Source organism: Methylobacterium organophilum, from assembly GCF_022179465.1.
Lineage (GTDB): Bacteria > Pseudomonadota > Alphaproteobacteria > Rhizobiales > Beijerinckiaceae > Methylobacterium > Methylobacterium organophilum.
Genome location: NZ_BPQV01000001.1, coordinates 232,302 through 259,177, shown reverse-complemented (window position 1 = coordinate 259,177; position 26,876 = coordinate 232,302). Strand labels below are relative to the sequence as shown.

The 26,876-nt window shown below is 70.0% G+C and carries 23 protein-coding genes, 1 tRNA gene and 2 pseudogenes; 12 read left to right on the top strand and 14 right to left on the bottom strand.

The features are described from left to right. Positions 1 to 181 precede the first annotated feature (181 nt). The 4 genes from argJ to MFF21_RS01115 are packed head-to-tail and all read left to right on the top strand — an operon-like array spanning position 182 to position 4,103. Positions 182 to 1,438: a bifunctional glutamate N-acetyltransferase/amino-acid acetyltransferase ArgJ gene (argJ, locus tag MFF21_RS01130; protein WP_238309347.1), complete on the top strand. Its 1,257-nt coding sequence runs from the start codon at positions 182 to 184 to the stop codon at positions 1,436 to 1,438. Then, positions 1,435 to 2,148: an SIMPL domain-containing protein gene (locus tag MFF21_RS01125; protein ID WP_238309346.1), complete on the top strand. Its 714-nt coding sequence runs from the start codon at positions 1,435 to 1,437 to the stop codon at positions 2,146 to 2,148. Before argJ ends, MFF21_RS01125 begins: the two co-directional genes overlap by 4 nt. Then, positions 2,145 to 2,567 (top strand): (deoxy)nucleoside triphosphate pyrophosphohydrolase, encoded by a 423-nt coding sequence (locus MFF21_RS01120; protein WP_238309345.1) that lies wholly within the window; start codon positions 2,145 to 2,147, stop codon positions 2,565 to 2,567. The genes MFF21_RS01125 and MFF21_RS01120 overlap by 4 nt, the downstream gene beginning before the upstream one ends. 24 nt (positions 2,568 to 2,591) lie before the next feature. Continuing rightward, on the top strand, positions 2,592 to 4,103 hold the full coding sequence (locus MFF21_RS01115) for a DUF6880 family protein (protein WP_238309344.1): 1,512 nt from the start codon (positions 2,592 to 2,594) through the stop codon (positions 4,101 to 4,103). Between the two features lie 17 nt (positions 4,104 to 4,120). Here the strand turns inward: MFF21_RS01115 and MFF21_RS01110 are convergent, their stop codons facing one another. Genes MFF21_RS01110 through MFF21_RS01100 form a run of 3 tightly spaced genes read right to left on the bottom strand, consistent with a single transcriptional unit; the run spans position 4,121 to position 9,242 of the window. After that, on the bottom strand, positions 4,121 to 5,920 hold the full coding sequence (locus tag MFF21_RS01110) for a flagellin family protein (RefSeq protein ID WP_238309343.1): 1,800 nt from the start codon (positions 5,918 to 5,920) through the stop codon (positions 4,121 to 4,123). Between the two features lie 14 nt (positions 5,921 to 5,934). Then, positions 5,935 to 7,824 (bottom strand): flagellar hook-associated protein FlgK, encoded by a 1,890-nt coding sequence (gene flgK / locus MFF21_RS01105; RefSeq protein ID WP_238309342.1) that lies wholly within the window; start codon positions 7,822 to 7,824, stop codon positions 5,935 to 5,937. Between the two features lie 41 nt (positions 7,825 to 7,865). Beyond that, the gene (locus MFF21_RS01100; protein WP_238309341.1) at positions 7,866 to 9,242 is read right to left on the bottom strand and encodes a flagellar hook protein FlgE; all 1,377 of its coding nucleotides are present in this window, start codon (positions 9,240 to 9,242) and stop codon (positions 7,866 to 7,868) included. 283 nt (positions 9,243 to 9,525) lie between these two features. Between MFF21_RS01100 and MFF21_RS01095 the strand changes: the two genes are divergently transcribed. After that, complete coding sequence (locus tag MFF21_RS01095; RefSeq protein WP_238309340.1) at positions 9,526 to 9,993, top strand: BLUF domain-containing protein; 468 nt, start codon at positions 9,526 to 9,528, stop codon at positions 9,991 to 9,993. 29 nt (positions 9,994 to 10,022) lie between these two features. Then, positions 10,023 to 10,478: a response regulator gene (locus tag MFF21_RS01090; protein WP_238309339.1), complete on the top strand. Its 456-nt coding sequence runs from the start codon at positions 10,023 to 10,025 to the stop codon at positions 10,476 to 10,478. 6 nt (positions 10,479 to 10,484) lie between these two features. Here MFF21_RS01090 and MFF21_RS01085 read toward each other — a convergent pair whose 3' ends face one another. From MFF21_RS01085 to MFF21_RS01070, 4 genes are all read right to left on the bottom strand, one after another. Then, positions 10,485 to 11,081, bottom strand: coding sequence for a pyridoxamine 5'-phosphate oxidase family protein (locus tag MFF21_RS01085; protein WP_238309338.1), 597 nt, complete (start codon positions 11,079 to 11,081; stop codon positions 10,485 to 10,487). A gap of 241 nt (positions 11,082 to 11,322) precedes the next feature. Then, positions 11,323 to 11,655 carry a lipid-A-disaccharide synthase N-terminal domain-containing protein gene (locus tag MFF21_RS01080; RefSeq protein WP_238309337.1) on the bottom strand — a complete coding sequence of 111 codons (333 nt, stop codon included), beginning with the start codon at positions 11,653 to 11,655 and terminating at the stop codon, positions 11,323 to 11,325. Positions 11,656 to 11,658: 3 nt separating this feature from the next. Then, positions 11,659 to 12,426 (bottom strand): glycosyltransferase family 2 protein, encoded by a 768-nt coding sequence (locus tag MFF21_RS01075; RefSeq protein WP_238309336.1) that lies wholly within the window; start codon positions 12,424 to 12,426, stop codon positions 11,659 to 11,661. Continuing rightward, positions 12,423 to 14,147 carry an ArnT family glycosyltransferase gene (locus tag MFF21_RS01070; RefSeq protein WP_238309335.1) on the bottom strand — a complete coding sequence of 575 codons (1,725 nt, stop codon included), beginning with the start codon at positions 14,145 to 14,147 and terminating at the stop codon, positions 12,423 to 12,425. The genes MFF21_RS01075 and MFF21_RS01070 overlap by 4 nt, the downstream gene beginning before the upstream one ends. A gap of 208 nt (positions 14,148 to 14,355) precedes the next feature. Here MFF21_RS01070 and MFF21_RS01065 point away from each other — a divergent pair, with 208 nt between their 5' ends. The 4 genes from MFF21_RS01065 to MFF21_RS01050 all read left to right on the top strand — a co-directional run bounded on the left by MFF21_RS01065 (position 14,356) and on the right by MFF21_RS01050 (position 17,624). Then, the gene (locus MFF21_RS01065) at positions 14,356 to 14,622 is read left to right on the top strand and encodes a hypothetical protein (RefSeq protein ID WP_238309334.1); all 267 of its coding nucleotides are present in this window, start codon (positions 14,356 to 14,358) and stop codon (positions 14,620 to 14,622) included. 152 nt (positions 14,623 to 14,774) lie between these two features. Then, a complete protein-coding gene (locus MFF21_RS01060; RefSeq protein ID WP_238309333.1) occupies positions 14,775 to 14,987 on the top strand; it encodes a TOBE domain-containing protein in 213 nt (70 codons plus the stop codon). A 90-nt stretch (positions 14,988 to 15,077) separates the two neighbouring features. Then, the gene (locus MFF21_RS01055; RefSeq protein WP_238309630.1) at positions 15,078 to 15,443 is read left to right on the top strand and encodes a hypothetical protein; all 366 of its coding nucleotides are present in this window, start codon (positions 15,078 to 15,080) and stop codon (positions 15,441 to 15,443) included. A gap of 42 nt (positions 15,444 to 15,485) precedes the next feature. Next, a complete protein-coding gene (locus tag MFF21_RS01050; protein WP_238309332.1) occupies positions 15,486 to 17,624 on the top strand; it encodes a TonB-dependent receptor family protein in 2,139 nt (712 codons plus the stop codon). Between the two features lie 74 nt (positions 17,625 to 17,698). On the opposite strand, the gene MFF21_RS01045 is transcribed toward MFF21_RS01050, so the two are convergent. Further along, positions 17,699 to 19,843, bottom strand: a complete 2,145-nt coding sequence (locus tag MFF21_RS01045; protein ID WP_238309331.1) for a TonB-dependent receptor — start codon at positions 19,841 to 19,843, stop codon at positions 17,699 to 17,701. A gap of 234 nt (positions 19,844 to 20,077) precedes the next feature. Between MFF21_RS01045 and MFF21_RS01040 the strand changes: the two genes are divergently transcribed. After that, positions 20,078 to 20,542 carry a hypothetical protein gene (locus tag MFF21_RS01040; protein WP_238309330.1) on the top strand — a complete coding sequence of 155 codons (465 nt, stop codon included), beginning with the start codon at positions 20,078 to 20,080 and terminating at the stop codon, positions 20,540 to 20,542. On the opposite strand, the gene MFF21_RS01035 is transcribed toward MFF21_RS01040, so the two are convergent. Both MFF21_RS01035 and MFF21_RS01030 read right to left on the bottom strand, forming a co-directional pair. Beyond that, positions 20,513 to 20,589: transfer RNA gene (locus MFF21_RS01035), tRNA-Arg, on the bottom strand. The two genes, MFF21_RS01040 and MFF21_RS01035, sit on opposite strands and share 30 nt — an antisense overlap. 447 nt (positions 20,590 to 21,036) lie before the next feature. Continuing rightward, a pseudogene (locus MFF21_RS01030) lies at positions 21,037 to 21,186 on the bottom strand (IS3 family transposase); the annotation flags it as partial. Here MFF21_RS01030 and MFF21_RS01025 point away from each other — a divergent pair. Beyond that, positions 21,185 to 21,515, top strand: a pseudogene (locus tag MFF21_RS01025) (transposase); the annotation flags it as partial. The pseudogenes MFF21_RS01030 and MFF21_RS01025 sit on opposite strands and share 2 nt — an antisense overlap. Before the next feature lie 107 nt (positions 21,516 to 21,622). On the opposite strand, the gene MFF21_RS01020 reads toward MFF21_RS01025, so the two are convergent. Genes MFF21_RS01020 through MFF21_RS01005 form a run of 4 tightly spaced genes read right to left on the bottom strand, consistent with a single transcriptional unit; the run spans position 21,623 to position 26,735 of the window. Further along, the gene (locus MFF21_RS01020) at positions 21,623 to 23,011 is read right to left on the bottom strand and encodes an amidohydrolase family protein (protein WP_238309329.1); all 1,389 of its coding nucleotides are present in this window, start codon (positions 23,009 to 23,011) and stop codon (positions 21,623 to 21,625) included. Next, on the bottom strand, positions 23,008 to 25,368 hold the full coding sequence (locus MFF21_RS01015; protein ID WP_238309328.1) for a xanthine dehydrogenase family protein molybdopterin-binding subunit: 2,361 nt from the start codon (positions 25,366 to 25,368) through the stop codon (positions 23,008 to 23,010). Before MFF21_RS01015 ends, MFF21_RS01020 begins: the two co-directional genes overlap by 4 nt. A gap of 3 nt (positions 25,369 to 25,371) precedes the next feature. Then, positions 25,372 to 25,884, bottom strand: coding sequence for a (2Fe-2S)-binding protein (locus MFF21_RS01010; protein ID WP_238309327.1), 513 nt, complete (start codon positions 25,882 to 25,884; stop codon positions 25,372 to 25,374). Then, the gene (locus tag MFF21_RS01005) at positions 25,881 to 26,735 is read right to left on the bottom strand and encodes an FAD binding domain-containing protein (RefSeq protein WP_238309326.1); all 855 of its coding nucleotides are present in this window, start codon (positions 26,733 to 26,735) and stop codon (positions 25,881 to 25,883) included. The genes MFF21_RS01010 and MFF21_RS01005 overlap by 4 nt, the downstream gene beginning before the upstream one ends. Positions 26,736 to 26,876: the final 141 nt, after the last annotated feature.

Sequence of the window (26,876 nt, the reverse complement as noted above, 5' to 3'; positions counted from 1 at the left end):
TGCATCCGGGGGACGCTTTCCTTCGGCAAGGACGGCTCGCCCGATCCGCGCGCCGCCGCGCCCGTGGGGCCTTGCGAAAAACGCCGGTTCGTTGCCTGCGCAAACACGGTTGACGCTCGCGGGGGCGCGGGGCAACAGGGCGCCGCCGCGCTTTCCGCGGCCAGGACGGAGCCGCAGACGCATGTCATCCGCAAACCCGCCCGCCATTTCCCCGCTCGCCCCGACCTCCTATCCCGAGCTTCCCCCGATCGCCGGGGTGCGGATCGCCACCGCCGAGGCCGGGATCCGCTATGCGGGGCGCACGGACGTGCTCTGGGTCTCCCTTGAGGCCGGCACCACCGCCGCCGGCGTGTTCACCCGCTCGAAATGCCCCTCGGCCCCGGTCGACTGGTGCCGGCAGGCCCTCGTCGAGGGCGGCGGCGCGGCCCGGGCCCTCGTCGTGAATTCGGGCAACGCCAACGCCTTCACCGGCCTGAAGGGCCGCGACGCCGTGGCGCTGACCGCCGAGATCGCCGCCAAGGCCGGCGACTGCGCCCCGAACGCGGTCTTCATCGCCTCGACCGGAGTGATCGGCGAGCCGCTGGACGCCCGCAAGTTCGAGGGCGTGCTCGAGGCCTGCGCCGCCCGCGCCGAGACCGGCGCGTCCGCCTGGAACGCGGCGGCCCGCGCCATCATGACCACGGACACCTTCCCCAAGCTCGCCACCCGCCGGGTCGAGATCGGGGGCGTCGCGGTCACCCTCAACGGCATCGCCAAGGGCGCGGGCATGATCGCCCCCGACATGGCGACGATGCTGTCCTTCGCCTTCACGGATGCCGCTTTGCCGGCTCACGTTCTCCAGGAGCTGCTTGCGGCCGGCACGCGCAAGAGCTTCAACTGCGTGACCGTGGACGGCGACACCTCGACCTCCGACACGCTGCTCCTGTTCGCCACCGGCAAGGCCGGCAATCCGGCCATCGAGCGCGCCGACGACCCGCGCCTCGACGCTTTCCGGACGGCGCTCGACGAGATCCTGATCGAGCTCGCCCAGCTCGTCGCCAAGGACGGGGAGGGCGCGCGCAAGTTCGTCACCGTCCTGGTCGAGGGCGCCGAGAGCGACGCATCCGCCCACCGCATCGCCCTCTCCATCGCCAATTCGCCGCTGGTGAAGACCGCGGTCGCGGGCGAGGACGCCAATTGGGGCCGCGTGGTCATGGCCGTGGGCAAGGCCGGCGAGCCGGCCGACCGCGACCGCCTCGCGATCTGGTTCGGCGATGTGCGCGTCGCCCACCAGGGCGCCCGCGATCCGGATTACAGCGAGGCCGCGGCGAGCGCGGTGATGCGCGAGCAGGATGTGACCGTGCGGGTCGATCTCGGCCTCGGCGCCGGCCGCGCCCGCGTCTGGACCTGCGACCTGACCAAGGAATACATCGCCATCAACGGGGATTACCGCTCGTGAGGCGGCTCGTCCTCGCCGCCTTCGCGGCGCTGCCCCTCGCCGGTCCGGCGCTCGCGGACGACGAGGGCCGCCTCCGGGTGATCGGCCGGGCCGAGAGCCAGCTGCCGCCGGATTTCGCGGCGGTGATCGTGGGCGTCGAGAGCCGGGGGGCGACCCCGGCGGCCGCCCTCGACACGGCGAGCAAGGCCGCCCGCGGCCTCATCGACACGGCCAAGGGCATGGGCGTGCCGGAGGCCGATATCGGCACCTCCTCGCTCTCGCTCCAGCCGGCTACCAAGTCCGTGCGCCAGCCCGACGGCACGGTGCGCGAGCAGCCGGACGGCTACGTCGCCTCGAACCGCGTCGAGATCCGCCTCGGCGACATGCCGAAGCTGGGCGAGCTGATGCGGCGGGCCCTCGATTCCGGTGCCAACCGCATCGAGGGCGTGAGCTTCGGCCTGCGCGATCCGGCCGCGGCCCTGGCCGCGGTTCAGGTCGCCGCGATGAAGGATGCCCGTGCCCAGGCCGAGCGTCTGGCCCAGGCGGCGGGCGTCACCCTCGGGCCGGCCCTCGCTATCACCACGCCGCCGCGCAACGAGATCGTTACCCGCCCCGCCCCCTATGCCGCCATGGCCAAGGCCGACCGGCGCCAGCGGGCCGCCGTTCCGATCGAGGCGGGCAGCATCGAGACCGGGGCCGAGGTCGAGGCCGTGTTCGTGATCAAGCCGTGAGCGAGACCGCGCCGCTCCGCCTGCTCCTCGTCGTCGCCGTCGCCCTGGTGGATGCGGACGGGCGGATCCTGCTCGCCCAGCGCCCCCCGGGCAAGCAACTCGCCGGCCTGTGGGAGTTCCCCGGCGGCAAGGTCGAGCCGGGGGAGCGGCCCGAGGCGACGCTGATCCGCGAACTGGCGGAGGAGCTCGGCATCGTCGTGAAGGAGCCCTGCCTCGCCCCGCTCACCTTCGCGAGCCACGCCTATCCCGATTTCCATCTGCTGATGCCGCTCTATGTGTGTCGGCGCTGGGAGGGGATCCCCCGCGCCCTCGAAGGCCAGGGGCTGAAATGGGTCAGGCCCGCCGCCCTGCGCGACATGCCGATGCCGCCGGCCGACGAGCCGCTCATCCCCTTTCTGATCGATCTGCTCGGGCCGTGACCGCGGCCCCGTGAGGCGAAGGGCATGGCGCGCAGGACGGCCCCGAAGGTTTCCGGATCCGATGCGAAGCCGGCCCGCAAGCGCGCGAGCCGCTCGACCACGCCCTCCGAGGAGACGCTCGCCGCCCTCGACGCCGCGACGCTGATCCGCCTCGTCCTGGAAGAGACGGGGATCAATGCCGCCTTCCGCAAGCGCGTCAGCGCCGCGCTCGCCGGGTTGCAGGGGGCGGATGCGGTCGCGTCCCTCGTCGACCGCCGGCTCGCCGCCCTGGAAAAGGCCCGCGGCTTCATCGACTGGCAGAAGCGCAAAGCCTTCGCCGCCGATCTCGCGGCGATGCTCGCCACGATCCGCGTCGATCTCAGGCGCCTCGATCCCGGCATGGCGCTCGACCGCCTGGTCCGCTTCCTCGCCGGAGCCGGAGGCGTGCTGGAGCGGGTCGAGGATTCGAGCGGCCAAGTCTACGGGCTCTACGAGACGGCGGCGGAGACGGCCTGTGAAATCGCGGCCGGCCTGACGCCGGAGGCGGCGCTCGCCACCGCGCGGGCCCTGGTGCCGCGGCTCGCGGGGGACGGGCTCGGCCTGCTCGCCGGCGTCGTCGCCGCCCTCATCCCCCCGCTGTCGGGAGAGGCGCTCGAGGCCTTCGACGCCGATCTCGCCGCCGCGACCCCGCCGCTTCCGGCCCGGACGCGGAAGGGGGGCGCCGGCGTCCTCGACTGGGAGACGCGGCTCGACCGGATGCGGCTGATCGAGCTCCGTCAGGCGGTGGCCGATGCCCGGGGCGACGTCGAGGCCTTCATCGCCCTGGAGACGGAGCGTTCCCCCGAGCGGCCGAACGGGGCGGCCATCGCCGAACGACTGATCGCCGCCGGGCGGCCGCAGGAGGCGCTGGACTGGCTGCGCAGGCCGTCCCGGCCCGGCCTCGTCGTCCTGACCCGCGCGGACATGATCGCCGGCACGGCGGGGCCGCGGCCGGACGACCGGCACAGCCGGATCGTGGAAATCGCCGCCCTGGAGGCGCTCGGCCGCCCGGAGGAGGCGCAGGCCCTGCGCTGGGGCCAGTTCGAGCGCGGGCTCGATCCCCAGGCCTTGCGCGACTACCTCGCCCGGCTGCCGGATTTCGAGGACGACGAGGCCCTGGCCCGCGCCTTCGCCCATGCGGCCGCCCGCACGGATCCGCACGGCGCACTCTATTTCTTCCTGCGCTGGCCGGATCTCGGCCGGGCCGCCCGCCTCGTGATCGACCGGCGCACGGAATGGGAGGGCCGAAACTGGGAATTGCTCGCGCCCGCTGCCGAGGCGCTGGAGCCGGACCATCCGCTCGCCGCGAGCCTCCTCTACCGGGCACTCATCGACGACATCCTCGAACGAGGCCGCGCCCCGGCCTATGGCCACGGGGCGCGCCATCTCGCCCGGCTGGAGGCCCTGGAGGCCGAGCTGGCGCCGGGCAGCCTCGTGCCCGACCACGCCGCCTATCGCGAGGGCCTGCGCAGGACCCATGGCCGCAAGAGCGGCTTCTGGAGCCAGGTGGAGGGCTGACGCAGGCGCCGAACGGATCAGCTCATGTAGTTCACGAGGGAGAGCTGCGCGATCTTGGAGGTGAGCTGGTAGCTCGCCTGGAGCTGGGTCTGCAGATCGAGGAGCTTCACCATCACCTCCTCGGTCGAGATGCCCTCGACGCCGTCGATGGCGTTCTGCAACGTCACCTTGGTCTCCGCGGCGTTGGACTTGGCGGCGGTCATCGTCGCGTTGGCGCGGGAGAAATCCGCGCTGATCTGGGTGAGGCCTTCCTTGCTGCCGACGATCAGGGTGTTCGCCTTCTGGGCGAGGGCGGCGTAGCGCGTGGTCGCCACCGTGTCCGAGGCATTGACGCTCCCCTCCGCGGAGACCGCGGCGAGGCTCGCGAGCAGGCCCTTGATCGGCGCCTCGTTGGCCTGCGCCCCGACCTGGACAGTCTGGGTGGCGCCGACCTGGAGCGTGGCGGTGGAGCGGGCATCCGGGGAGGTGTCGTCGCCCTTGTACCAGATCACCGTCCCGGTGCTGGCGGTCTCGGCATAGCCGTTGCCGTCGGCCGAGACCCGGCGGGGGGCGAGCCCGGCGCTGCTCGACCCGTCGAAGAAGTTCTGCGAGGCCCGCAGCGCCGAGCTCGCCGAGAGCGCGGTCTGCGCCGTGTTCTTGAGCGCGTTGGTCAGGGCGGCGGAGAGGTTGGCCGCCGTCGCCGCCGGGGTCGCGCCGATGGCGAAGCTGGTGGTCGAGCTCGCAGCGGCGGTGGCCGCCGCGGTCAGGGTGATGGTCTGCGTGCTGCCGTCATGGAGCCCGACCGTCACCGTCACGGTATCGCCCGCGGCCGGCGTCCCGTTGACGGCGAGGCTGGCCGAGGCCGGGCTTCCGCCGGTGAAGCTGGCGCTGATGCCGGGCGGGCTCGCGCTCTGCACGCTGGCGATCTGCGCGCCCGTTCCCAGGGCCGCCTTCAGGTTCGCCGCCGTCACGGCCGGGTCCCCGCCCGGATCGATCTTGAAGGTGTTGGCGCCCCCGTCCGCGCTGGTCGTGGCGGTCAGGTCGACGATCTTCTGGCTGCCGTCCGATTGCAGCAGGGCGACCCGCACCCGGTCGCCGGCGGCGGGCTGGCTCGCGAAGGCGACGTCCACGTTCGCCGCGGTGGCGGCGATGGGCGTGGCCGCGATCGCGCTGGTGTTCGAGCTCTTGGCCGAGAGGAGCGAGAACCCGAAATTGGCCCGGGCCTCGGCGCTCCCATCCTCGGTCAGCGTCACGGTGGACCCGCTCGCGGTCGGAGTGAGGCGGCCGTCGCCGTTCGGCCCGAGATCGGCGGTCTTCTGCTCGGCGATCAGCGCCTTGAGCCCGACGAGGCCCTTGCTGGCGTCGCCGTTCAGCATGGTGGCGCTGTCGATCACCGGCTCGTTGTCCGAGTCGCGGCCGGCGAAGATGTATTGCCCCGCCGCCGACTGGTTCAGGGCGTCGATGGCGGCGTCGAGGCTGTTGCCGGCGATGCTGCCCACCGTGTTCAGCAGCGTGCTGCTCGAGGGCGACAGATAGGCGGTGATGCTGCGCTGGACCGTGTCCGAGAGGGTCGAGAGCTGGGTCAGGCCGGCGCTCGCCAGGCTGACGCGGGTCGTCCCGGCGGTGATGGCCGCGGTGTAGCCGTCGAGGGCGCTGATCGCGGCGCGGGCGGAGAGGCTGGTGGTGCGCCCGGCGCCCAGGCCGCCGTAGCTCTGCGCCGACTGGCCCGTGGTGAGCTGCGTCGTCAGCGCGGCGAGCTGGCCCTTCAGCTTGACGAGATTGGCGGTCTGCCGGTCGGAGGCGTAGCTGCCGGCGGCGAAGGGGGGAATGTTGCTCATGCCTCAGATCCCCGTCAGATGCGCAGCAGCGTGTCGAGCATGTCCCGCGCCGCCGAGAGCACCCGGGCATTGGCGGAATAGGCCTGCTGCAGCTCGATCAGCTTCGACATTTCCTCGTCGATGTTGACGCCCGATTGCGAGGCGAAGCGGCTCTGCGCCGTCGACAGGGCGATGGACTGGCCCTCGTCGAGGCTCTTGGCGGTGGTCGCCGCCTGGCCCTGGCTCGCGATGACGTTCTGGAGGAAGCTCGCCAGCGTCGACGCGGTCGGGGCATCGACCCCGCCGATCCCGCTCGCCGCGGAGAAGGTCTGGTTGGTCTTGGTCAGGGCGTCGTAGAGGGCCTGCGCCCGGGTGCCGTCGCCGGTGCTGCTGGTCGCGCTCGATACCACCAGGGTCGCGTTGTTGTTCGCGACCGTCGGGTTGACGGTGATGCGCTGGGCGAAGCCCGTGAGCTGCGCGCCGCCGTCGAAGGAGCCGGTGTAGAGGCCCTTGTCGGCGCCGTCGACGAAGAGCGCGATCTGCGCGTTGCCGCTCTTGGTGTCGCTCGTCGAGGCGACCCGGGTGACGCTGGCATTGGCCGCGAGCAGGCTCGGGTCGCCGGAGGCGCCGTTCGAGAGGATGCGCACGGCTCCGCTCGCCCCGCCCGGCACGGCGGAGACGGTGAAGCTCGATCCCAGGGCGTTGGCGATCGCCGTGCGAACCGCGCTCGGGTCCGACGAGGACGGATTCGGGATGGTGATGGGGACGATCGTGGCGTTCGGATCGTTGGTCAGGGCGGCGGGGACGCTCGCGGGCGGCGTCGTGTTCGACGGCATCAGGATCAGGTTGCGGGTGGCGCCCGCGGAATCCTTCAGCGTGAGGGTGATCGCGTTGCCGGCGGAGAGGCCGGTGAGGTCGAGGTCGAAGCCGGACTTACCGCCGGCGCTCGCCGCGGTGCCCGTCACCTGCGCGTCGGTCAGGGCCCGGGACAGGCCGGCGGCGAGGTCGTCCATCTGCCGCTGGGCCTGCGGCAGCACGCTGTCGCGCAGCTCCAGCTCGGCGGCGAGGCTGCCCGAGCGGATCGCCCCGGAGGCGACGAGGTCGATCGTCGCCCCTCCCGGCGTGGTCGCGACGATGGTTCCGACGCCGCGCTTCGTCGGGTCGTTGTCGTAGGTGGCGCCCGCCGTCAGGGTCCCGCGGGAATCGAAGCTGAGGCTCGCCGCCGCGGCATGGTCGACGAGGGTAGCGCCCGCCGTCGTCAGCACGGTGACCGTGCCGTCGGTTTGGGGCACGGCGTTCACGTCCATCAGCGCCGACAGGCTGGTGAGGGCCTGGTCGCGCTGGTCCTCGAGATCGGCCCGGCTGCCGTCGCTTTCCGGCGTCGCCGTGATCTTGGCGTTCAGCGAGGCGATGGAGGCGAGATAGGTGCTGGCCTGCGACGTGTCGGTGGAGAGCTGCGCCTCCATCGCCGTGCGCAGGGACTGGATGCCCTCGGCGACGCCGTTGATCCCCGAGGCGAGGCTCGAGGCGGCCGCCACCACCTGCGAGCGCGCCGCCGTCGAGGTCGGGTCGGAGGACAGCGTCTGCAGCGACTGCGTGAAGGTGTTCATCAGCCCGTCGAGGGCGTTCGCGCTGCCCGGCGTGCCGAACAGCGTGTCGATCTGGCTGCGCACCTGCGCGATCATCGAGGTATAGGCGGCGCCCGAGGTCTCCGAGCGCAGCTGCTTGAGGGCGGCGGCGTCGATGACGCGGGCGATGGTGCCGGTGGCGACGCCCGCATTGCCGGCATTGGTGAAGACCGTGTCGAGCGTGCGCTTGACGTAGCCCGTCGTGCCGACATTCGCGATGTTCTGCGAAACGACGCCGATCTGGGCCTGCGTCGCCTTGAGGCCGGCGGCAGCGGTATTCAGGGCGCTGAACGACACCTCGGCCTCCTTCCACGCTCAGAGCGTATGATCTCGCGTCCTCAGCGGATGACGTTCAGCAGGTCCGACATCATGTTCTGCGCGGTCGACATGACCCGCGTGTTCGCAGAATAGGCCTGTTGGGTTACGATCATCTTCGAGAATTCGCTCGCAATGTCGGTGTTCGAGGCCTCGACGTTGGAGCCCACGATCGTCGTGGCCCCCAGACCGCTGAGGGGCTCGCCCGAATCCGCCGTCTGCGCGTAGGTGCCGGAGGAATCGGCGACCAGGCCGTCCGCATTGGCAAAGCGCGCCGTCGCGGCCGTGGCGAGGCTCAGGGTGCGCCCGTTGGTGTAGGTGCCCTGGATGGTGCCGTTCTCGGTGACGGAGAGCGACTTCAGCGTGCCCGCGCTGTAGCCGTCCTGGGACAGGGCGTTGGTGATCGCGGTGCCGGCCGAGGAGGCCTGTTGCGTGAGGCCGCCCGAGCCGAGCTTGAGCGTGAGGTTGCCGAGCGCGGTCCCGCCAATGGTCACGTTCGAGAGCGGGACCGAGCCGCCGGTCGGTGCGGAGAGCTGCCCGCTGGAATTGAAGGTGAAGGCCTGGCCGACATTGGTCCAGCTCGTGTCCGTGCCGGTCGAGGTGTTGTTGTTGGCGTAGAACAGGTTCCAGGTGTCGCTGGTCCCCGCGCTGGCGCTGGCATTGGCGACCTTGGCCCAGCGGGTCTGGATCGTCGTGGCGTCGCCGCCCGCCGAGTAGACGGTCAGCGTCGGGCCGGTGATGCTGTCGTTGACGAAGGTCGACGCATTGGCCGTCGTCACCGTGCCGGTGCCGGTGCCCGAGAGAACGCGGGCATCGGTGCCGTCCGAGAAGGCGGGCAGCAGGGACGAGGAGGTGTTCCCGGTGGCCGGCGTCTTGGGCAGAATGGCCGAGTAGGTGATGGTCGAGGTGGCCTTGGCCGGAAGCGTGGCGCTGGAGATCTGGATCGGCGAGCCCGTCGCGGTGACGTTCCCGGTCGCCGGATCGAGGGTGGAGCCCGTCAGGTAGGCGCCGCCGCCGTTGACGAGGTAGCCGTTCTTGTCGAGGGCGAAGTCGCCGCGCCGGGTATAGACGTCGCCGGAGAAGGTCGACGTGCTGCCGGACATGCCGGTCTTGGTCTGGACCACGAAGAAGCCGTCGCCGTTCAGCGCCATGTTGGTGGCGGTGTCGGTGGCGCTGATCAGGCCCTGGACCGAGGTGGTCTTGCGGGAATCGGCCGCGACCGAGCCGGCGACCTGCCGCTTCGGGTTGTCGAACTCGGTCACGAGGTCGCTGAAGCTCGTATCGGTCCGCTTGTAGGCAGTGGTCGCCGAATTGGCGATGTTGCCCGAGATGTTGTCGAGCGCGAAGGATTGGGCCTTCAGGCCCGAGACTGCCGTCTGCAGCGCCGAGAACACGTCCATGATCGAAGCCCCGCGTTTTGCGCACTCACCCTCGGGGGAGGCGGCGCAAGGCCAGTGCCAGATCTAAGTCTTTGATTTTTATGGATCCGGTCGCGGGCTGCCGGGCAAATTCGGCCCTCCTGACCCGGCCACCCCGGCAGTTTCTGCCGGCCGAGCCGGCGTTTCCGGCTAGATTCCCGCCCCTGGAATCCCGTCACGAAGACGGGAATCTCGCTCTGGACGTTTACGCCACGTTATAGCCGCCGCCGTAACGATCGCTTCCGAGTGATTGAGAGCGGACCCCATGCGACAGAAGAGGTCGAGCCTCGTCCACCTGATCTACTTCTCCCGCCTCAACCTTTCGGCGGAGCCGGCGGTGCGGGCGCGCGAGCTCGGCGAGATCACGCGCCAGGCGCAGAAGAAGAACGAGTTCGCGGTGGTGACGAGCTTCATGATCGTGGAAGGCAATTTCGCCATGCAGGTGCTCGAGGGCGAGCGCCAGTCGATTCACGACACCTTCCAGCGCATCTCCGTCGACCAGCGCCATCGCGAGGTGCAGATCATCGAGTGGCGGGAGATCACCAAGCGCGAATTCGTGACCTCCTTCACCTGCGTCTCGCGCAACGGCACCAACGATACGCATTTCAATAAGGCGGCGCTGCTGCCCGCGCTCCAGCGCGGCACCCCGCGCGGCGCTGCCATCCACGCCTTGGCGATCACGTTGCAATCCGAATCGATGTCCCGCCAGGGCATCGACCATCTGTTCGTGTGAATGGCTTCGTGCAGAAGCGATAGGTGGCCATGAGCGAAGCGCCTCCCCCGATCTTGATCGTCGACGATCAAGCCAAGCTCCTCCGGCTCGAGGTCGAGCTGATGACGCGCCTCGGCTTCCCCGAGGTCGAGGGCGTGTCGGACGCGGCCGAGGCGCTGGAGAAGCTGCGTACGCGCAAATACGCCCTGGTGATCTCCGATCTCGACATGGAGCCGATCGACGGGATTCAGCTCCTGCGCGAGATCCGGGCCGACGATGCCCTGACGAACACGCCCTTCATCCTGACGGAGACGTCGTTCAACTTCGAGGACATCAACGTCGCGCATCTCGCAGGCGCGGATGCCTTCATCCTCAAGCCCTTCGACATCGCCCTGCTCAAGACCAAGCTGAAGCAGGTCCTCAACCGCAAGCCGCGCCGCCGCGAGGCGCCGCTGCCGACCGAATCGTCCCTGAGCCAGGACTTCCCGCTGCTCGGCAAGTTCTGAGGGCGGTCAGGGCACCAGCCAGCACTCGACCCAGCCCGCGTCGCTGCGCAGCCAGAGGCCGCGGCGATGGCCGCGATGGTCGAGGTAGAGAAATTCCAGCCGTTCCGCGTGCAGCACCACGGCCGCGAAGTTCTTCCGGCCCGCCGCGATCGCCTGTGGCGTGTCGGGCAGCGTGTAGTCGCCGCCCTCCCGCAGCGCCGTGCCGGGGCTCGGCGCGATCCCGTAGCAGAGGCGGCTCTGCTCCCGGGATTCCCGCCAGGCTTCGTCCGCCAGGAGGTCGTCGGTGTGGAGGCGCGCGCTGCCCTCCACCCGGATCTGGATCCTCGCGCCCGCGTCGAAGGCCTGCAGGGAGGCACCGCCGTTCAGGGCGATCTCGGTGGCCTTCTCCGAGCGGCGGTCGCAGTGGAAGCGGAGGGTGCCGCCATAGGCGTCGGCGGCCCTGAGCACGACGGTGCGGATCTGGGCCCGGCCCTGGGCGTCGACCGTCCCCAGCGTCGGGGTATGGAAGGCGCTGCGACGGTCGTGCACCCCATCCTCGAGAAGTCGCCAGAGCGCCTCGTGTGCGGCGTCGAGGTTGTCGTAAAAGGGTGGCAGGGCGTCCACAGATCGGCTCGTCGAGGCGGGCAGAACAACAGCCTTCTTAGAGTAATAATACGGTAAGGAAGTTCAATTGCGCATCAGGGAATTTTGCGCATAGCAGGGCCGGCGGGCAATGGGGCCGGGGCTGGCCGACGGGCCTGCTTGGGATCGTCTTGATCTGTGCTCGCCGTTCCGTTCGTTTCACCCTGTGCGGCGCCCGGCCTTCGCGAGGAACGGGTCCCGGATCGGCGTCCGACGGGAAAGTCTAGCGCTTCGCTCCCTCGCGGCGCCGCTCCCGGAAGATCAGCGCGAGGTTGCGCAGGTAGATGCCGGTGGACAGGCCCTGGCCGATGATGATCACCGGCTCCTTGCGGACGAAGCCGTAGACCAGGGTCATCAGGCCGCCGACGATCGAGATGAACCAGAACGAGAGCGGCATCACGCTGCGGCCGGCCTTCTCGCTCGCCAGCCATTGCAGGATGAAGCGCGCCCCGAAGACGAGCTGGGCGGTGACGCCGAACACCAGCCAGAAGTCGAAGCGGGTGACGAACACCTCGTAGAAATAGGCCGGCAGGTCCTCGGCGAGCTGGATCAGCATGGATCAGCGGGCTCCTTCGCGCAGCGTTTCGCTCGCCCGCGGCGCGGGGCGCCGGCGGCGGATCAGCCACCACACGCCGGCGAGGTCGAGGATGCCGACCCAGAGCCGGTCGAACAGGCCGTAATTCGAGCGCCCGGTGAAGCGCGGCCGGTCGACCACGTCCCGGTGCACCACGCGGAAGCCCTCGCGGTTCACCAGGGCCGGCATGAAGCGGTGGAGCGCATCGAAATAGGGCAGGGCGAGATAGACCTCCCGGCGGAAGACCTTGAGGCCGCAGCCGGTGTCCCGGGTCGCATCCCGCAGGATGCGGCCGCGCACGCCGTTGGCGATGCGGGACTGGATCGTCTTCAGGCGGCCGTCCTTGCGGCCGACCCGCTGGCCCTGCGCGAGGCCGACGCCCGGGCCGCCCTCGTCGAGGGCCGCGACCAGGGCGGGGATGAAGGCCGGATCATTCTGGCCGTCGCCGTCGAGGGTGGCGATGACGGGGGCCCGCGCCCGCAGCACGCCGCTGCGGATCGCGGCGCTCTGCCCGCCGCTGCGATCGTGCCGGACGATGCGCAGCCAGGGCCGGGTGGCGCGGGCCCGCTCCAGCACCGCGAAGGTGTCGTCGGTCGAGCCGTCGTCGACATAGATCACCTCGAAGGGCGTCAGCGCGGCGCAGGCGGCCCCGATCTCGGAGACCAGCGCCTCGACATTGCCGCTCTCGTTCTTGACCGGCACCACCACGCTGAGGCGGGGGGCGGGCGCCCCGGAATGCGTCGCGTCGTTCACGGTGAGGGGGTCCCGGAGGCGTAGGCGGAGAGCGCGACCGGCTTGCCGCCATTGATGTTGAAGCCCGTCACCCGGCCGACCGGCCGCGGCGCGAGGCCGGAGGCCGTGGCGGCGGCCGCGAATTCGGCGGCGGAGCGGTCCTCGACGAAGGCGAGGCGGCAGCCGGGCTCCCGCAGGAAGGCGGCGGTCTCCGCCCCCGTCGCGGGCGTGGCGAGATCGGTGCCGATCAGGAAGACGAGGCTTGGCTCGCGGTAGCCGAGGCTCGCCACCTTCGGATCCGCGCAGCCGAGGCCGTCGCGGATCGCGGCGAGGCGGGGCGAGACTTTGAGGCTCGCCAGGACCGGCTGGGTCAGCCCGAACACCGCGGGCGCGAGCAGGGCGGAGGCCGCGACCGCGATCGCCAGCGCCGCCTCCACCGCGCCGCGGGCGAAGGCGGCGACCGCCAGGGCGGCGACGCCGCAGGCGGCCAGCAGCAGGGGCAGGGCGGCGAGGGGCACGGACCGGTCGAAATGCCAGGCGGCGAAGACGAGGCCGCCGGCGATGCCGGCCGGGATCAGCGCGGCGAGGCTCGCCACCGCCACGGCGCCGCGTCGGGCGGGATCGAGCCCGCCGCGCAGGGCCGCGAGCACGGTCAGGATCGCCACCGCCGGCATCAGGGGCAGCACGTAATGGGGCAGCTTGGTCGGCACCGCCTCGAACAGGAGCCAGGCGGGCACGATCCAGGCGAGCAGGAAGGCGACCGCCTCCGTGCGCCGCTCCCGCCAGGCGAAGGGGATCGCCAGGGCGGCGAAGGCGGCGCCCGGCCAGAAGGTCGCGAAGAAGGCGAGCGCATAGGCGCCGGGCGGCCCCCAATGCCGCTCCGCGCCGCCGCCGACCTTGCCGAGCATGTCGTGCCCGACGGCCTCGCCGTAGAAGGCCCCCGCCGTCCGCCAGGCGATCGCGACGAACCAGGGCGCCACCACGAGGAGCGTCAGGGCAAGCCCCGGCAGGGGCCGCAGGCGCAGCAACCAGCGGGCGGAGCGGGCGCGCCAGGACAGAACCAGGGCGGCGAGGCCGACGAAGAGCGGCACCATCGGCCCCTTCACCAGGACGCCGAGGGCGAGGAAGACCCAGAACAGGGCCCCGCCCCGCCGCGACAGCGGCTCCGGCCGCAGGAAGGCCCGGGCGAGCCCCCCCATCGCCGCCGCGGCGCAGGCGCAGAGCAGGGCGTCGGTCTTGGCGAGCCGCGCCTCCGCCGAGAGCATCACGCAGGCGGTGAACAGGGCGGCGGCGAGCAGCGCCCCGCGCCGCGGCAGGACGGCGAGGGCGGCCCAGTAGGTCAGCAGCCCGGCCGCCAGCGCCCCGAGGAGCGAGGGAATCCGGTAGAGCGCGATGGTCCGGCGCGCCTCCGGCACCCCGAGGGCCTCCGCCGCGGCGACCGAGGCGGCCTGGACCCAGTAGATCCCGACCGGCTTCTTGTGGCGGGCCTCGCCCTGGAAGCGGATGTCGACGAGGTCGCCCGTCTCCAGCATCTGCTTGGAGGCCTGGGCGAAGCGCGGCTCGTCCCGGTCCATCGGCTGCAGCGAGACGAAGCCGGGCAGGAAGCAGATCAGGCCGAGCGCCAGGAGGGCGGCGCAGGCGCGCCCGTGGCTCGCGGAGAGGAGGGCCAGAAGGTCTTCGACGCGGCCGGGGGCGCCCCGTCGCGCCCGGTCCCGCGCGGGAGAAGCGGCATAGCTCGTCACGCGGCGACGCCCGCGGAGGAGGGAAGGCCGCTCGAGGGGAAGGGGAGGCGGGTCATGCGGTTGTCCGGACCTTCACGGTCTCCGCCATGCGGCCGCACCCCTCGCGCGCCGGCAGCTTTCGCCAGATCCCGGCCGGCGGATCGCGCGCCCGGGAAGAAGGTCCGCCGTGTCGATGAATCCGCTCGCATTGTCAAATGCGGTGCGTGCCATGCAGTTCTCGATGGTCATGGTGCGCTGCGGGGGTATGGAAGAGGCCGCGGCGGCACCCTATATGGCAGCCATGAGCAACGACACGCAGCATCCCTACTCCCTCGAAATCTCCGCCTGCGACCGCCCCGCCGGTCACTTCACCTGGGCGATCCGCAAGAACGGCAAGCTCTTCCAGAGGGCCGATCGGCTCCAGACCACGGAAGAGGCGGCGGAGCGCAGCGGCCTTGCCGCGCTCGAGAAGCTCCTGAGCGGCCGCGACCGGTAAATTCCCGTCACGACGACCGTTTGGAGCCCGCGGCGAGGACCTCGCCGCGGGCTTTTTCGTGCGCGCCGGCCGGGGCAGCCCGCCCTTGCCCTTCGGCCTCGCCGCGACAGGTCGGGCTCGGCGCTCGCCGCCAGACCAGGGAGGCTCGGACGATGAAGCACGGTGCCCGCAACGACATCCCGACGGAGGTCGTCGCCATCAAGCGCGGATCGGTGATGGCGCAGGTCGAGGCGCGGATCGAAGGCACCGATTTCCTCGTCACCTCCGTCATGACCCGCGACTCGCTCGAGGCCCTCGATTTGAAGGAAGGCGACCGCGTCCAGGTCGTCGCCAAGGCGGTGAACGTGCTGCTGGTCAAACCTTGACCCCTCCCGAGGGCGGGTTCGCCCGGAGCCTTCCCTCCCCTCGCCGGCATTGACGGCGGCCCGAGCTTGGCCATAGGCCAGGGCATGCGGATGCGCGTGCCGGGATGGGCTGCCTGCCGCGCGGTCATCGCCGTGGCCGCGCTCTACGCGCTCGCCCTGCACGTGGTGCTCGGCACGGCCGTCTTCCCCGCGAGCTTCGGCCCGGCCCACATCCTCTGCGCGCCCGAGGCGGGCACCCCGGACGCGCCCGACGGGAAGCATCCCGTCCACGGGCATCTTCCCTGCTGCCCTTCCGCCCAGGCCGGCGCCGGACTCGTCGCGCCGGCGCTCGCGGCCCAGCCCGTCGTCTGGCCGGTCCCGGCGGCGACCCGCATCGCCTGGCGTCCCGAGACCGTTGCCCTTCCCCGCGCCCCGCCCAGGCGCCCCGCCAACGCGCGCGCCCCGCCCGTCGCCTGATCGATCGCCTTTTTCCGATCCTTCAGACCACGGATTCTCGTCATGCTGCCTCTTCCACGGGTCGCGCGTCACGCCGCCCTGTTCTCGACCCTGCTCGCCTCCTCCTCCGCCCTCGCGCAATCCGCCGGCACCCACGCGACCACCCTGTCCGAAATCAGCGTCGCCGGCGCGAGCGTGCCGGTCGCGCCCTCCGGCGAGGCCTCGGGATCCGTCACCGTACCGAGCGTGGCGGCGCAGCGGGCCGCCGTGAATGCCACCGTCGGCTCGGTCGCCTTCGTCGATGCGGCGAGCTTCCAGAACCGCTACGCCAACACCGTGCGGGACGTGCTCAAGGACGTGCCCGGCGTGTTCGTGCAGGAGCGCTACGGCCAGGAGATGCGCCTCTCCGTGCGCGGCTCGGGCATCGCCCGCGGCTTCCATGTCCGCGGCATCGAGCTCCTGCAGGACGGCATCCCGCTCAACCTCGCCGATGGCAGCGGCGACTTCTACCAGATCGATCCGCTCGCCCTGCGCTCCGTCGAGGTCTACAAGGGCGGCAACGCCCTCGCCTTCGGCGCGACCATGCTGGGCGGCGCGGTCAATTTCGTGACGCCGACCGCCTATACGGCCTTCGCGCCGAACATCGCCCGGTTCGAGGTGGGCAGCTTCAACACCTTCCGCGAGAGCTTCCAGGTCTCCCGCATCCTCGGGCCGGTGGATGTCCTGGTCTCGGGCACGCTCACCGATTCGAGCGGCTACCGGGATCACGAGACCCAATCCACCCGGAACTTCAACGCCAATCTCGGCTACCGGCTCGCGCCGGGCGTGGAGACGCGGTTCTATCTCGGCGCCTACCTGACCGACCAGAAGCTGCCCGGCACGCTGACCCTCTCGGACGCCCTGAACAATCCGACCATCGCCAGCCGCAACGCCCTGATCGGCAACCAGTCGCGCAAGGTCGAGACCGAGCGGCTCGCCAACCGCACCTCCTTCGTGCTCGATGTCGGCAAGCTCGATATCGACAGCTGGGTCATTCACAAGAATCTCTATCACCCGATTTTCCAGGTGATCGACCAGGACGGCTGGACCTACGGCATCGCGCCCCGTTGGGCGGGCACCTTCGACATCGCTGGCTACCGCAACGACCTGATCCTCGGCCTGCGCGCCTTCGCCGGCATCAACGCGGCGCGCCAATACGTGAACCTGGCGGGCCGGCGCGGCGCCCAGACGCTCGACGCCCTGCAGAGCGCCTCGAACTACGAGGCCTATGCCGAGAACCGGTTCTGGTTCCTGCCGGACGTGGCGCTGATGACGGGCGCCAAGCTGTTCTCCTCGAACCGCACCTACAGCAACAAGGGCGGCCTGCCCGGCAATCCGAACGTCCAGTTCGCCAACGCGACCTACGAGGGCGTGAACCCGAAGCTCGGCCTGCTCTGGCAGCCGCTGCCGGACATCCAGGTCTTCGGCGACATCACCCGCTCGCGGGACGTGCCGGATTTCTCGGACCTCGCGCAGACGAACAATCTCCGCACCACCTTCGTGCCCCTGGCGGCGCAGCGCGGCTGGACCTACGAAGCCGGCACCCGCGGGCGCCTCGACCGCCTGGCCTGGGACGTGACCCTCTACCGGGCCGAGATCCGCGACGAGTTGATCAACTTCTCGATCAATCCGGGTCTGAACATCCCCTCGGCGACCTTCAACGCCCCGCGCACCCGGCACCAGGGCGTGGAGGCCGCGGTCTCCCTCGACCTCGTCCGCGACCTGACCGGCATCGGCGACACGCTCGTCGCCACGCAGATCTGGACGCACAACGACTTCCGCTTCGTCGGCGACCCGGTCTACGGCAACAACCTCATCGCCGGGCTGCCCAGCGACGTGCTGCGCACGGTGCTGAGCTACGCCCATCCGAGCGGCTTCTACGTGTCGCCCTCGGTCGACTGGGTGCCGCACGGCGCCTTCGCCGACCATGCCAACACCCTCAAGGTGCCGGGCTACGCGCTGTTCAACGTGCAGACGGGGATCGAATTCAAGAACGGCGTCGCCCTGTTCGTGGATGCCCGCAACCTGACGGATGCGCGCTACATCTCCGATATCTCGGTGGTGACCAACGCCACCACGATGGCGGGCGGCGCGGCGGCGCTCGCCGCCTTCTATCCCGGCAACGGCCGCAGCGTTTTCGGCGGCATCCGCGCCTCGTTCTGAGGATCCTGCGCCAAGGGGCCTCCCCGCTCCGTGGCGCCCCGTGATGCCCCTGGGGCATCAACGGGTCCGGTCCCTCAGAAGCGTGCGGTCAGGAACAGCCGGAGATTGCGCCCCGGCAGCACGACCTCGTCCTTCTTGAAGGAGGCGGCATTCCGGATCACATCGTCGAGCAGGTTGGTGCCGCGCAGGCCGAGGCTGACCTCGCTCAGGCCATCCACCGTGGGATCCAGGGCCCGGGTATAGGCGACCTCGGCCTTCAGGTCGTTGTAGCCCGGCGTGGCGGTCTCCAGGGCCGCGTTCCGTGTCTGTGCGAAGGCGTGGAGCAGGCTGACCTGGGCGTACCAGGCGCCCGAGCGCAGGAACACGCCACCGCCCACCCGGTGGGGCGGGATGCGCGGCACGAAGCTGCCGTCGTCGAACTGCGCCCGCACGAAATCGTACTGCGCGCTGAGCCCGGCGAAGCCGTCGCCGACGGGGATCAGGTCGAGCTGGCTCGCGATCTCGGCGCCGTAGAACGTGGTGTTGGCCTGCGCATAGGCGACCTGCCGGAAGGGGCCGCCGTCGAGGCCGCAGGTGTCGAAGGTGTCGCCGCAGGTGAAACCGGTCAGACGCTTGAAGATGAAGCCGGTGTAGCGCGTCACATAGCCGGTGGCATCGAGCCGGAACGGTCCCGACGCGCGGCGCAGGCCGAGTTCGAGGGTGCGCGCGCGTTCGAGCTTCAGGTCCGGGTCGCCGATCTCGAAGGTCCCGGGCGCGTCGTGCGGCCCGCGGGAGAACAGCTCCGCCGCCGCCGGCGCACGCTCGACATAGGAGGCCGTGAGGCTGCCGACGAGATCGTAGGGCAGGTCCCGAAGCAGGCCGAAGCTCGCGCTCTTCGGCGCGAATCGCCTGCGGCGCCCGAACTCCGCCGGCTCGTCGCCGGGGCCGTCCGGCAGGTAGCCGGGCGGGAAGACCGCCTCCGTCCCGCTGACCCGGTTGCCCTCGATGCGGCCGGCGGCCTGCAGGCGCAGGCCGTGCTCCAGCGAGAGTTCCTCGAACAGATAGGCGGCGTTGGCGCGGGTGTCGCTGGGGCGCAGGAGCCCGCCCTCGGCCCCCGAGATGCTGAGCTTGCGCCGGTCCGACTGGAAGCCGAGGGTGCCGCTCAGGGTGCCGAAGGCGGTCTCCACCGGCACGTGCTGCAATTCCAGCCGTCCCTCGGCCTCCCGGTTCTTGAAGGTCGCCTGGATGCCGTCGGCGCCGCCGGGGCCGAGGCCGATCTCGTTGTGGCGGTAATGCGCGCCGCCGAGCCAGAAGCGGATGGCGGAGAACGGCCCCTCCCGCGGCCGGTATTCCCCGCGGGCCTGCAGCTTGTCCTGGGTGGGGTCGAGGCGGGTGCGCCGGGCCGCCGAGGCGAGGCCGGGGATCTGGTAGAGCGCGTCGTAATGGCTGAACGAGAGCCCGACGAAGCCGCGGTCGAAGATGTAGGAGGTTCCGAGCGCCCCGCCCTGGGATTTGGAGGCTGAGTTGCGCTGGATTCCGAGGGGCGTGTCGTAGCTGTCGGCGACGCTGCGGAAGCCGTCGGCATGGACGGCCACGTTCCCGCTGCCGGCATCCACGGTGGCGGCGACGTTGCGGCCGTTATCGACCGCGGAAAAGCCGCTCGTGACCCGGCTGCCGAAGCCGCCGGAGGGGAGGACGGTCGGGATGCGGTTGTTCTCGGCCGAGACCACCCCGCCGATGGCCTGGGATCCGTAGCGGAGCCCGGCCGGCCCCCGGATCACCTCGATGCGGTCGTTGACGAGGGGGTTGATCGGGACGGCGTGATCTTCCCCGAGATCCGACACGTCCTGCACGCCGGAACCGTTCTCCTGGATACGGACGCGGCTGTTGTCGAGGCCGCGGATGATCGGGCGGGAGGCCGATCCCGGCGCGAAGGTGGAGGCGGACAGGCCCGGCCTGTCGAACAGGGCGTCACCGAGGGAGGTCGGCTGCGACCGCGCAAGCTCGCTGCCCGGCACCACCGTCACCGACGAGAAGCTGTCACTCACCACCGGCAGCACCCCCACCGGAACTCGCCGGTCATCCCCTGCACCGGCGCCGCCGGAGGGCGCGCCCGGCCGACTCACGGCGGTCACCGCGATTTCCTCGAGGCTCGTCTCCTCCGCCTCCGCCGGCATGGCGCCGAAGCCGACGAGACCGATGCCGGCCCGGCACACCACCGCAGCGAACCCTCGCGGCATGTTAGCTCCATAAACAGATTATAGCTTGTGCTATATGATGGAGCTAAAGCTTGCCGACGTGTCAAGGGCTCGTCGCTTTCGGTGTCTTCGAGAGGGGTGGGATCAGGGCGCGATGCAAGCCATGGCAGTGCCAGGACAAGAAGCCGTCGCGGTACCAAACACGTTCGGCGCCGTTGATGCATCGGATATGGGGGGACGCTCAGGCGGTCGGCGTGCCGCAGTTTTCGAACCTCTATGCCCGGGTACGCCCGGCGCGGCTGCGTCGTCCTCCGGCAACTGCCAGCGCAGCATGAACAAGCGGGCCTTGCCCAGATCGACAAGCAGGTCGATCAGCTGGTGGACCGCATCGTCGAGACGAGCGTCCCGGCGGTGGTTCGCGCCCTCGAAGAAAAGCTGCAACGCCTGGAGAACGAGAAGCTGCTCCTGCGCGAAAAGAGCGCGTCCGGCGCGGCTCCACGGGGCAACTTCGATCTGCGACTTAGAACCGCCTTGGCGTTCATCGCAAACCCTTGGAATCTTTGGAGTACCGGCCGGATCGAGGACCGCCGCGCGGTGCTCAAACTCACCTTCGCCGACCGGCTTCGCTACAAGCGCGGGGAAGGATTTAGAACCGCAAATTTGACCTTGCCGTTCAAGGTCTTAGCGGATGTTTTAGCGGTAAAACGGGAATGGCGCACCCGACACGATTCGAACGTGTGACCTTTGCCTTCGGAGGGCAACGCTCTATCCAGCTGAGCTACGGGTGCTAGCCGTGGGCGATGGAGTAGCCCAAGCGGGGCGTCGGCGCAATGGTGGCTGTGTGGGCCTTTTTGCTCAAAGGGATGGCTGCGTGGTGCTCCGAAGGCAAAGGTCACACGTTCGAATCATGTCGGGTTGCGCCAGGGAGCGGCGGAGGGGCCGCTCAGGCACTGGCAATGTGTCCGCAGATGCGGACGGCATGTGGTGCGGCCCAAGCGCATGTGCCGCGCGTGCGCCGCTGCTGGCACGAGCACGGCACGGGGATGACACGTCCGATCGCTGGGACGCACTAAACCATCTTGCTCTGCTAGACCTCACGGCTCGAGCAGCACGTCGCCGAGACGCTTGCGGTCTGTCGTGCGGATCCAGTCCCCGTGTCCCGTTGGGATTGCCCCGTTTTTGTGGACGGTTGAGGGGGCTTGGCTGAGCAGGGTCTCGATTGGCGGTTTTGATCCGACCTCCTGCCCGTAGACGACCGGCGAGCGGTAGCCGAGCGCCGAGTGTCGGCGCAGCGGGTTGTAGAAGCCCTCAATGTAGCTGAAGACGGCCATGCGTGCCTCCGCCTGCGAGCGGAAGCGGCGGCGGGCGAGCACCTCGCATTCGAGGGGCCGGGCCTATGTCGCCGACACGCTGGTGCCTGCACTGAAGCCGGGTGACACCGTCATTCTGGACAACCTGGGCGCTCACAAGGTGGCCGGTGTGCGCGAGGCGATACAGGCAGCGGGAGCTAAGGTGCTCTACCTTCCGCCCTACTCGCCCGACTTCAACCCGATCGAGCAGATCTTCGCCAAGCTGAAGGCAGACCTGCGCAAAACCGCCGCCCGCCCGCTTCCCGACTTGAAAGCGGCCATCCGCTCAGCCTTCGACAGACTCACACAAGGCCTGCCGCAACTGCCTCGCCGCCGCTGGATACGACGCGTACGATCCAACCTGATCGGCAACAGCTCTAACTTGGATTGGCTTAGCAGCACTCCCTGCCAGAGAAGCAATCGAAGAGCCGGAGACTTCGACGTTACATTCTTCGAAACGAACGAAGCTGTCTCACGCTGGTGCGTCGCACCAGATCCGGGCTCGGCTCGCGATGCCGGCGCGGCGGGTCAGGTCGGCGGCTGCCGCCTGAGCCCGGGCCCGCACTGCCCCCTCATCGGCGCTCAGCAGCTGACGATCGCGCATGACGAGGCGGCCGTCGATCAGGACGTGCCGTGTCTCGTGGCCGAGCGCTGCATACACGAGAGAGGAGACCGGGTCGTGGATCGGCGACGCAAAGGCGTCGCGCAGGTCGACTACGGCGAGGTCAGCTTTCTTGCCGAGCTCGATCGAACCGATTTCGGCCTCGAGTCCGACCGCGCGGGCGCCTCCGATTGTGGCCATCTCCAGGGCGTCCCGCGCCGTCATGATCTCGGGGTCGCGGTGGAAACCTTTTTGGGTGAGAGCAGCGAACTTCATCGCCTGGAACAGGCTGTGATTGTTGCTGCTCGCCGGGCCATCGCTGGCAAGGCCCACTGGTATCCCTGCCTTCCGCATGGCCGGGATCGGGGCGAGGCCCGAGGCGAGATACATGTTGCTGCAGGGATTGTGCGAGACCTTCGCGCCGTGGCGAGCGAGCAGGGCAATGTCGGCGCTGCCGCACTGGACGCAATGCACCGCCAGCACGTCCGGCTTCAGGAAGCCGATATCGCTCAGATAGGCTGTGTCGGTGCGGCCGTAGCGCTCGGCTGCGACCTCTATCTCGAAGGGAGTCTCGGCGACATGGATGGTCACGAGAACACCGAGCTCGTCGGCGAGCGCCCGCGTTGCATGCAGGCTCGCCTCGTCGAGGGACCAGATCATGCAGGGCGCGAGCCCCACCTGCACGCGGCCGCCGGGGCGGTTCTGCGCCAGGATCTGAGCGCGAGCATCAGCTAGGGCCGCCTGCACCGTCTCGATTAGCGGCTCCGGCACACCGTATTGAAGGCCATCCGTTAGGAAGCCGCGACAGACGAAGCCGCGCATGCCTGTGGCCTCGTAGGCCTCGACCACGGCGCGGGTCAGTCCGGGGCGCGGATGGGCATACATGAAGTCAACCAGGGTTGTGACCCCCGAGCGGATCGACTCCACGCACCCATGTGTCGCCGCCGCGCTCACATCCGCCTCCGTAAGGTTGCAGGCCGCCGGTCCGGTCATGCAGGCGAACCACTTCTTGAGCACCATGTCGTCGCCTGGCCCCTTGAGTAGGGTCTGAAACAGGTGCGTGTGCGTGTTCACCATGCCGGGAATCACGATCATCCCGGCGCAATCGAGGATCTCGGCCTCGGGAGCCCGGGCAGACAGGCTCGCCCGGCTGCCGATGCCGGCGATACGATCCGCTTCCACGAGCAGGCTCGCCCGCTCTAAGATCTCCCAATTCGGGTTCATGGTGACGAGACAAGCATCCGCGAGGATGAGGCTCATGCGGCATTGTCCTTAATCGCGTCCTTGGCGGAGGCCGCGGCCTCCCGGATCAGGCGGAGGAGGGTCGGAGGCGTGAACGGACCGTCGCCCTCGATCACGACACCCAGGGGTGCGAGCGCGTCGGCCACGGCGCCGGTGATCGCGGCAACCGAGCCGGTGGTGCCACCCTCGCCCGCGCCCTTCATGCCGAAGGGGTTGAGCGGAGAGGGGCTCTCCATCGAACCGGTCCGGATCACCCGCGGCATGTCCGCCGCGGTAGGCAGCAGATAATCGGCGAAGCTCTGCGCTAGGGGGCGACCCTGCGCGTCGTAACGGATCTCCTCGAACAGGGTGCCACCGAGCCCCTGGGCGAGGCCGCCGATCACCTGTCCCTCCACGATCATTGGGTTGATGACCGTGCCGCAATCGTGGATCACGGCATAGGTCGTTACCGCGAGTTCACCGGTGCGCGGGTCAATCTCGACCTCGCATAGGTGGGTGGCGTTAGCGAAGGCGATGCCTGTGACCTGATGGTGGGCCTCCCCGGCCAAGTTGAAGGACGTGAGGCCGTCCGGCATCGCGTTCCAGGCCGTGGCCCTCCCGGCAATCGCCGCAAGGCTGGCGCTGGCGCCGTTGGGCGCACGAGCCTCACCCTCGGCCCAGGTGAGATCCTCGGGTTTCGCCTGAAGCATCTCGGCGGCGACGTGCAGCGCCTTCTCGCGGACCTTGCGGGCAGCGAGCCGCGCGGCGGCGCCGGCGATGGCTCCACCGCGGCTCGCGAAGGTGCCGACGCCGTCGGGCAGCAGGTCGGTGTCACCGTGGCGCACGACTACCCGGTCGATGTCGATCTCGAGTTCTTCCGCCACCAATTGGGCGAGGGCCGTGGCGGTGCCCTGGCCGTGAGGCGAGGCGCCGGTGAGGACCGTCACCTTGCCCGAGCCGTCGACCCTCACGTTGCCGGTCTCGTAGGGGCCGATCGCGGTCTCCTCCACGAAGCAGGCGAGGCCGACCCCGTGCAGCCGACCGCGGGCGCGCGCCGCCTCGGCCCGGGCGCCGCGGCTCTCCCACAGGCCGAGGGTGAGCGCTTGGTCGAGGGAGGCGGGATAGTCGCCGCTGTCGTAGACGACCTTGCCGGCGAGCACTATGGCCGTGCCGCGGTCGAGCGGCAGCTCGGCGGGCGTTATCATGTTGCGGCGGCGCAGATCCACCCGGTCGAGGCCGGTGTCCCGGGCTATGTGGTCGAGCATCAGCTCCATGCAGAGCGTCGCCTGGGGGTGCCCGGCGCCGCGATAGACCGCGAGCGGCGTCTTGTTCGTGACCACGGAATGCGACTCCGCCCGGTAGTTCGGGACGCGGTAGGGGCCGCGCAGCATGGCCGAGGAGATCGAGGCCGGAGTCACAGAGAGAGTGGCCGCCGCCGCGCCGTTATCGGTCAGCGAGTGCAGCGTCATGGCGGTGACGATACCATCCGCGTCCAGCGCCGCGCGGACACGGTGAACCTGCTCGCGGGCATGGGTCGTCGCCACGAAGTGCTCCGCTCGGCTCTCGATCCAACGGACCGGGCGCCCGAGGCGCCGGGCGGCCACCACGGCCAAGATCTCCTCAGGATAGAACTCGCACTTCACCCCGAAACCGCCGCCGACATCCGGAGCGACTACCCGCAGGTCCGCCTCAGGCAGGCCGAGCACGCCGGCGAGGAAGCCGCGCAGAAGATGCGGGAACTGGGTCGAGCTGTAGAGGGTAATGCGCTCGCCTTGGCCGGTCGGGTCGGCAAGCACGCCGCGGGTCTCCATCGGGGCGGCGACGTAGCGGTGGATGCGGAAGGTCTTTTCGAACACCCGGTCCGCCGCGGCGAAGGCGGCGTCCGGGTCACCGACCTCCTGCCGGCAGGTATGGATGACGTTGCAGCCGAGCCGCTCGTAGAGCAGGGCGGGGGGAGTGGCAGAGGCGGCGGCTTCCGCGTCGAGCACCACCGGCAGCGGTTGGTAGGCAATCTCGATCAGGGCAGCGGCGTCGGCAGCCATGAAGGGATCCTCGGCGACCACTACGGCGACCGGCTCGCCGACAAAGCGCACCCGGTCGGTGGCGAGCACTCGCTGGAGTGCGGCATTGCCCTCACCCGCGAGGTCGATCGATGGTAGGGGGCCGACGCTATCGGAGAGGTCCGCGCCTGTCAGGATGAGGCGAACACCGGCGGCCGAAGCAGCCGCGGTGATATCGATGCCTTTAATGAGGGCATGGGCGTGATCGGAGCGCACCACCGCCATATGCAGCATCCGCGGCAGGGCGATGTCGGCCACAAAGCGGGCTTGGCCGAGGAGGAGGCGGCGATCCTCCTTGCGGGGCACGGGGGTTCCGACAAGACGGCTGGCTGCCATGGCTCAGACCTCCGGCTGCGCGGGAATGGCGAGGGTGGCCAGGGCCTCGGCGATGTTGCGGTAGCCGGTGCAGCGGCAGAGATGACCCTGCAGCATTGCGTCGAGCGCCTCCGGAGAGGGCTGCGGATCCTCCCGGAACAGGGACACCGCGGCCATCACGATCCCCGGGGTGCAGAAGCCGCATTGCAAGGCGTGATGATCCTGAAAGGCCTGCTGGACCGGATGCAGTCCCTCTGGGCCACCGACGCTCTCGATCGTCTCGATGGTCGCGCCGTCCGCTTGCACAGCCAGCATCAGGCAAGCGCGCATCGGCGCCCCATCGACGAGCACGGTGCAACTGCCGCAGGCGCCGGTGCCGCAGCCGACATGGGTGCCAGTGAGCCCGAGCCGGTCGCGGAGAAGCTCGCTGAGCAGAAGGCGAGGCGGGACAGTTGCCTCCGCTGGCTCGCCGTTGACGGTGGCAGCGATCCGATGGAGCGCCGGCTTGGCTGCGGCTGGGAAGGTCGATCCGCTCATGCCGCGTCCTCCTGAAAGCGGTCGGCGAGGCGGGCGAGCGCCCGCTCGAGGAGAATTGGTAGGACGACCAGGGCATAGGCTGCCTCGGGCACGTCGGGATGCAGGGCCAATCCCTCATTGGACCAAGCGGGCACCGGCTCCCCGAGCCGTCGGCCCACCAGCGCAGCCTCGGCCACCGGACAGGAAGCTGGAACGCCGGTCACGCCGCCAACAACGATCCGGACGCCCGCAATCACGCCGTCGGGATCAAGGCTGGCGGCGACCGCCAGGCAGGCGAGAGGCGGTGCTCCGGCCCTCGGGGCGATCTCCTCGAAGGCACCAAGCAGTGCCGGAGCAGACGCAGGCACGGTAATCGCGGTGACGATCTCGCCGGGCGCGAGGGCGGTGCGATGAGGACCGACGAAGAAGTCCTGCGCCGGCAGGCTGCGTTTGCTGGAGCGGCTGCGCAGGGTCAGGGCCGCGTTGAGGGCAACCATCGCCACGGGCAATTCGCTGGTTGGGCTCGCCCGCACAAGGTTACCGGCAAGCGTCGCACGGTTGCGCACGGCCGGGCTCGCCACGGAGGAGAGCGCCTCCCTCAGGAGCGGCCAGGCAGAGAGGTCCGGGCAAGCCAGGATCCGCGACAGGCTCACGCCACTGCCGATCCGCAAACCGGTGGCATCCGCGGTGATCGTCCCGATTTCGGGAAGCCGGCCGATATCCACGACAAGCCCAGGACGCAGCGATCGCTCGTTCAGGAGAGGGATCAGGCTCTGGCCGCCTGCCATGGGGAGGGCGTTAGGGTCCTCGAGAAGGCTCAGCGCCTCATCGAGGCTTGAGGGCCGCACGTATTCGAAGGACGCCGCTCGCATCAAAGGCTCCCACTTCGCCCGGATCCTGATGACACAATCAGGATCTAGCATGCTCCATGCCAATGCGGGGATTTACCGACGGGCTGGCGTTCCGGCGCGCGCCGATAGATGACACGCATGAGGGAACGGGAAGGAGAAGCG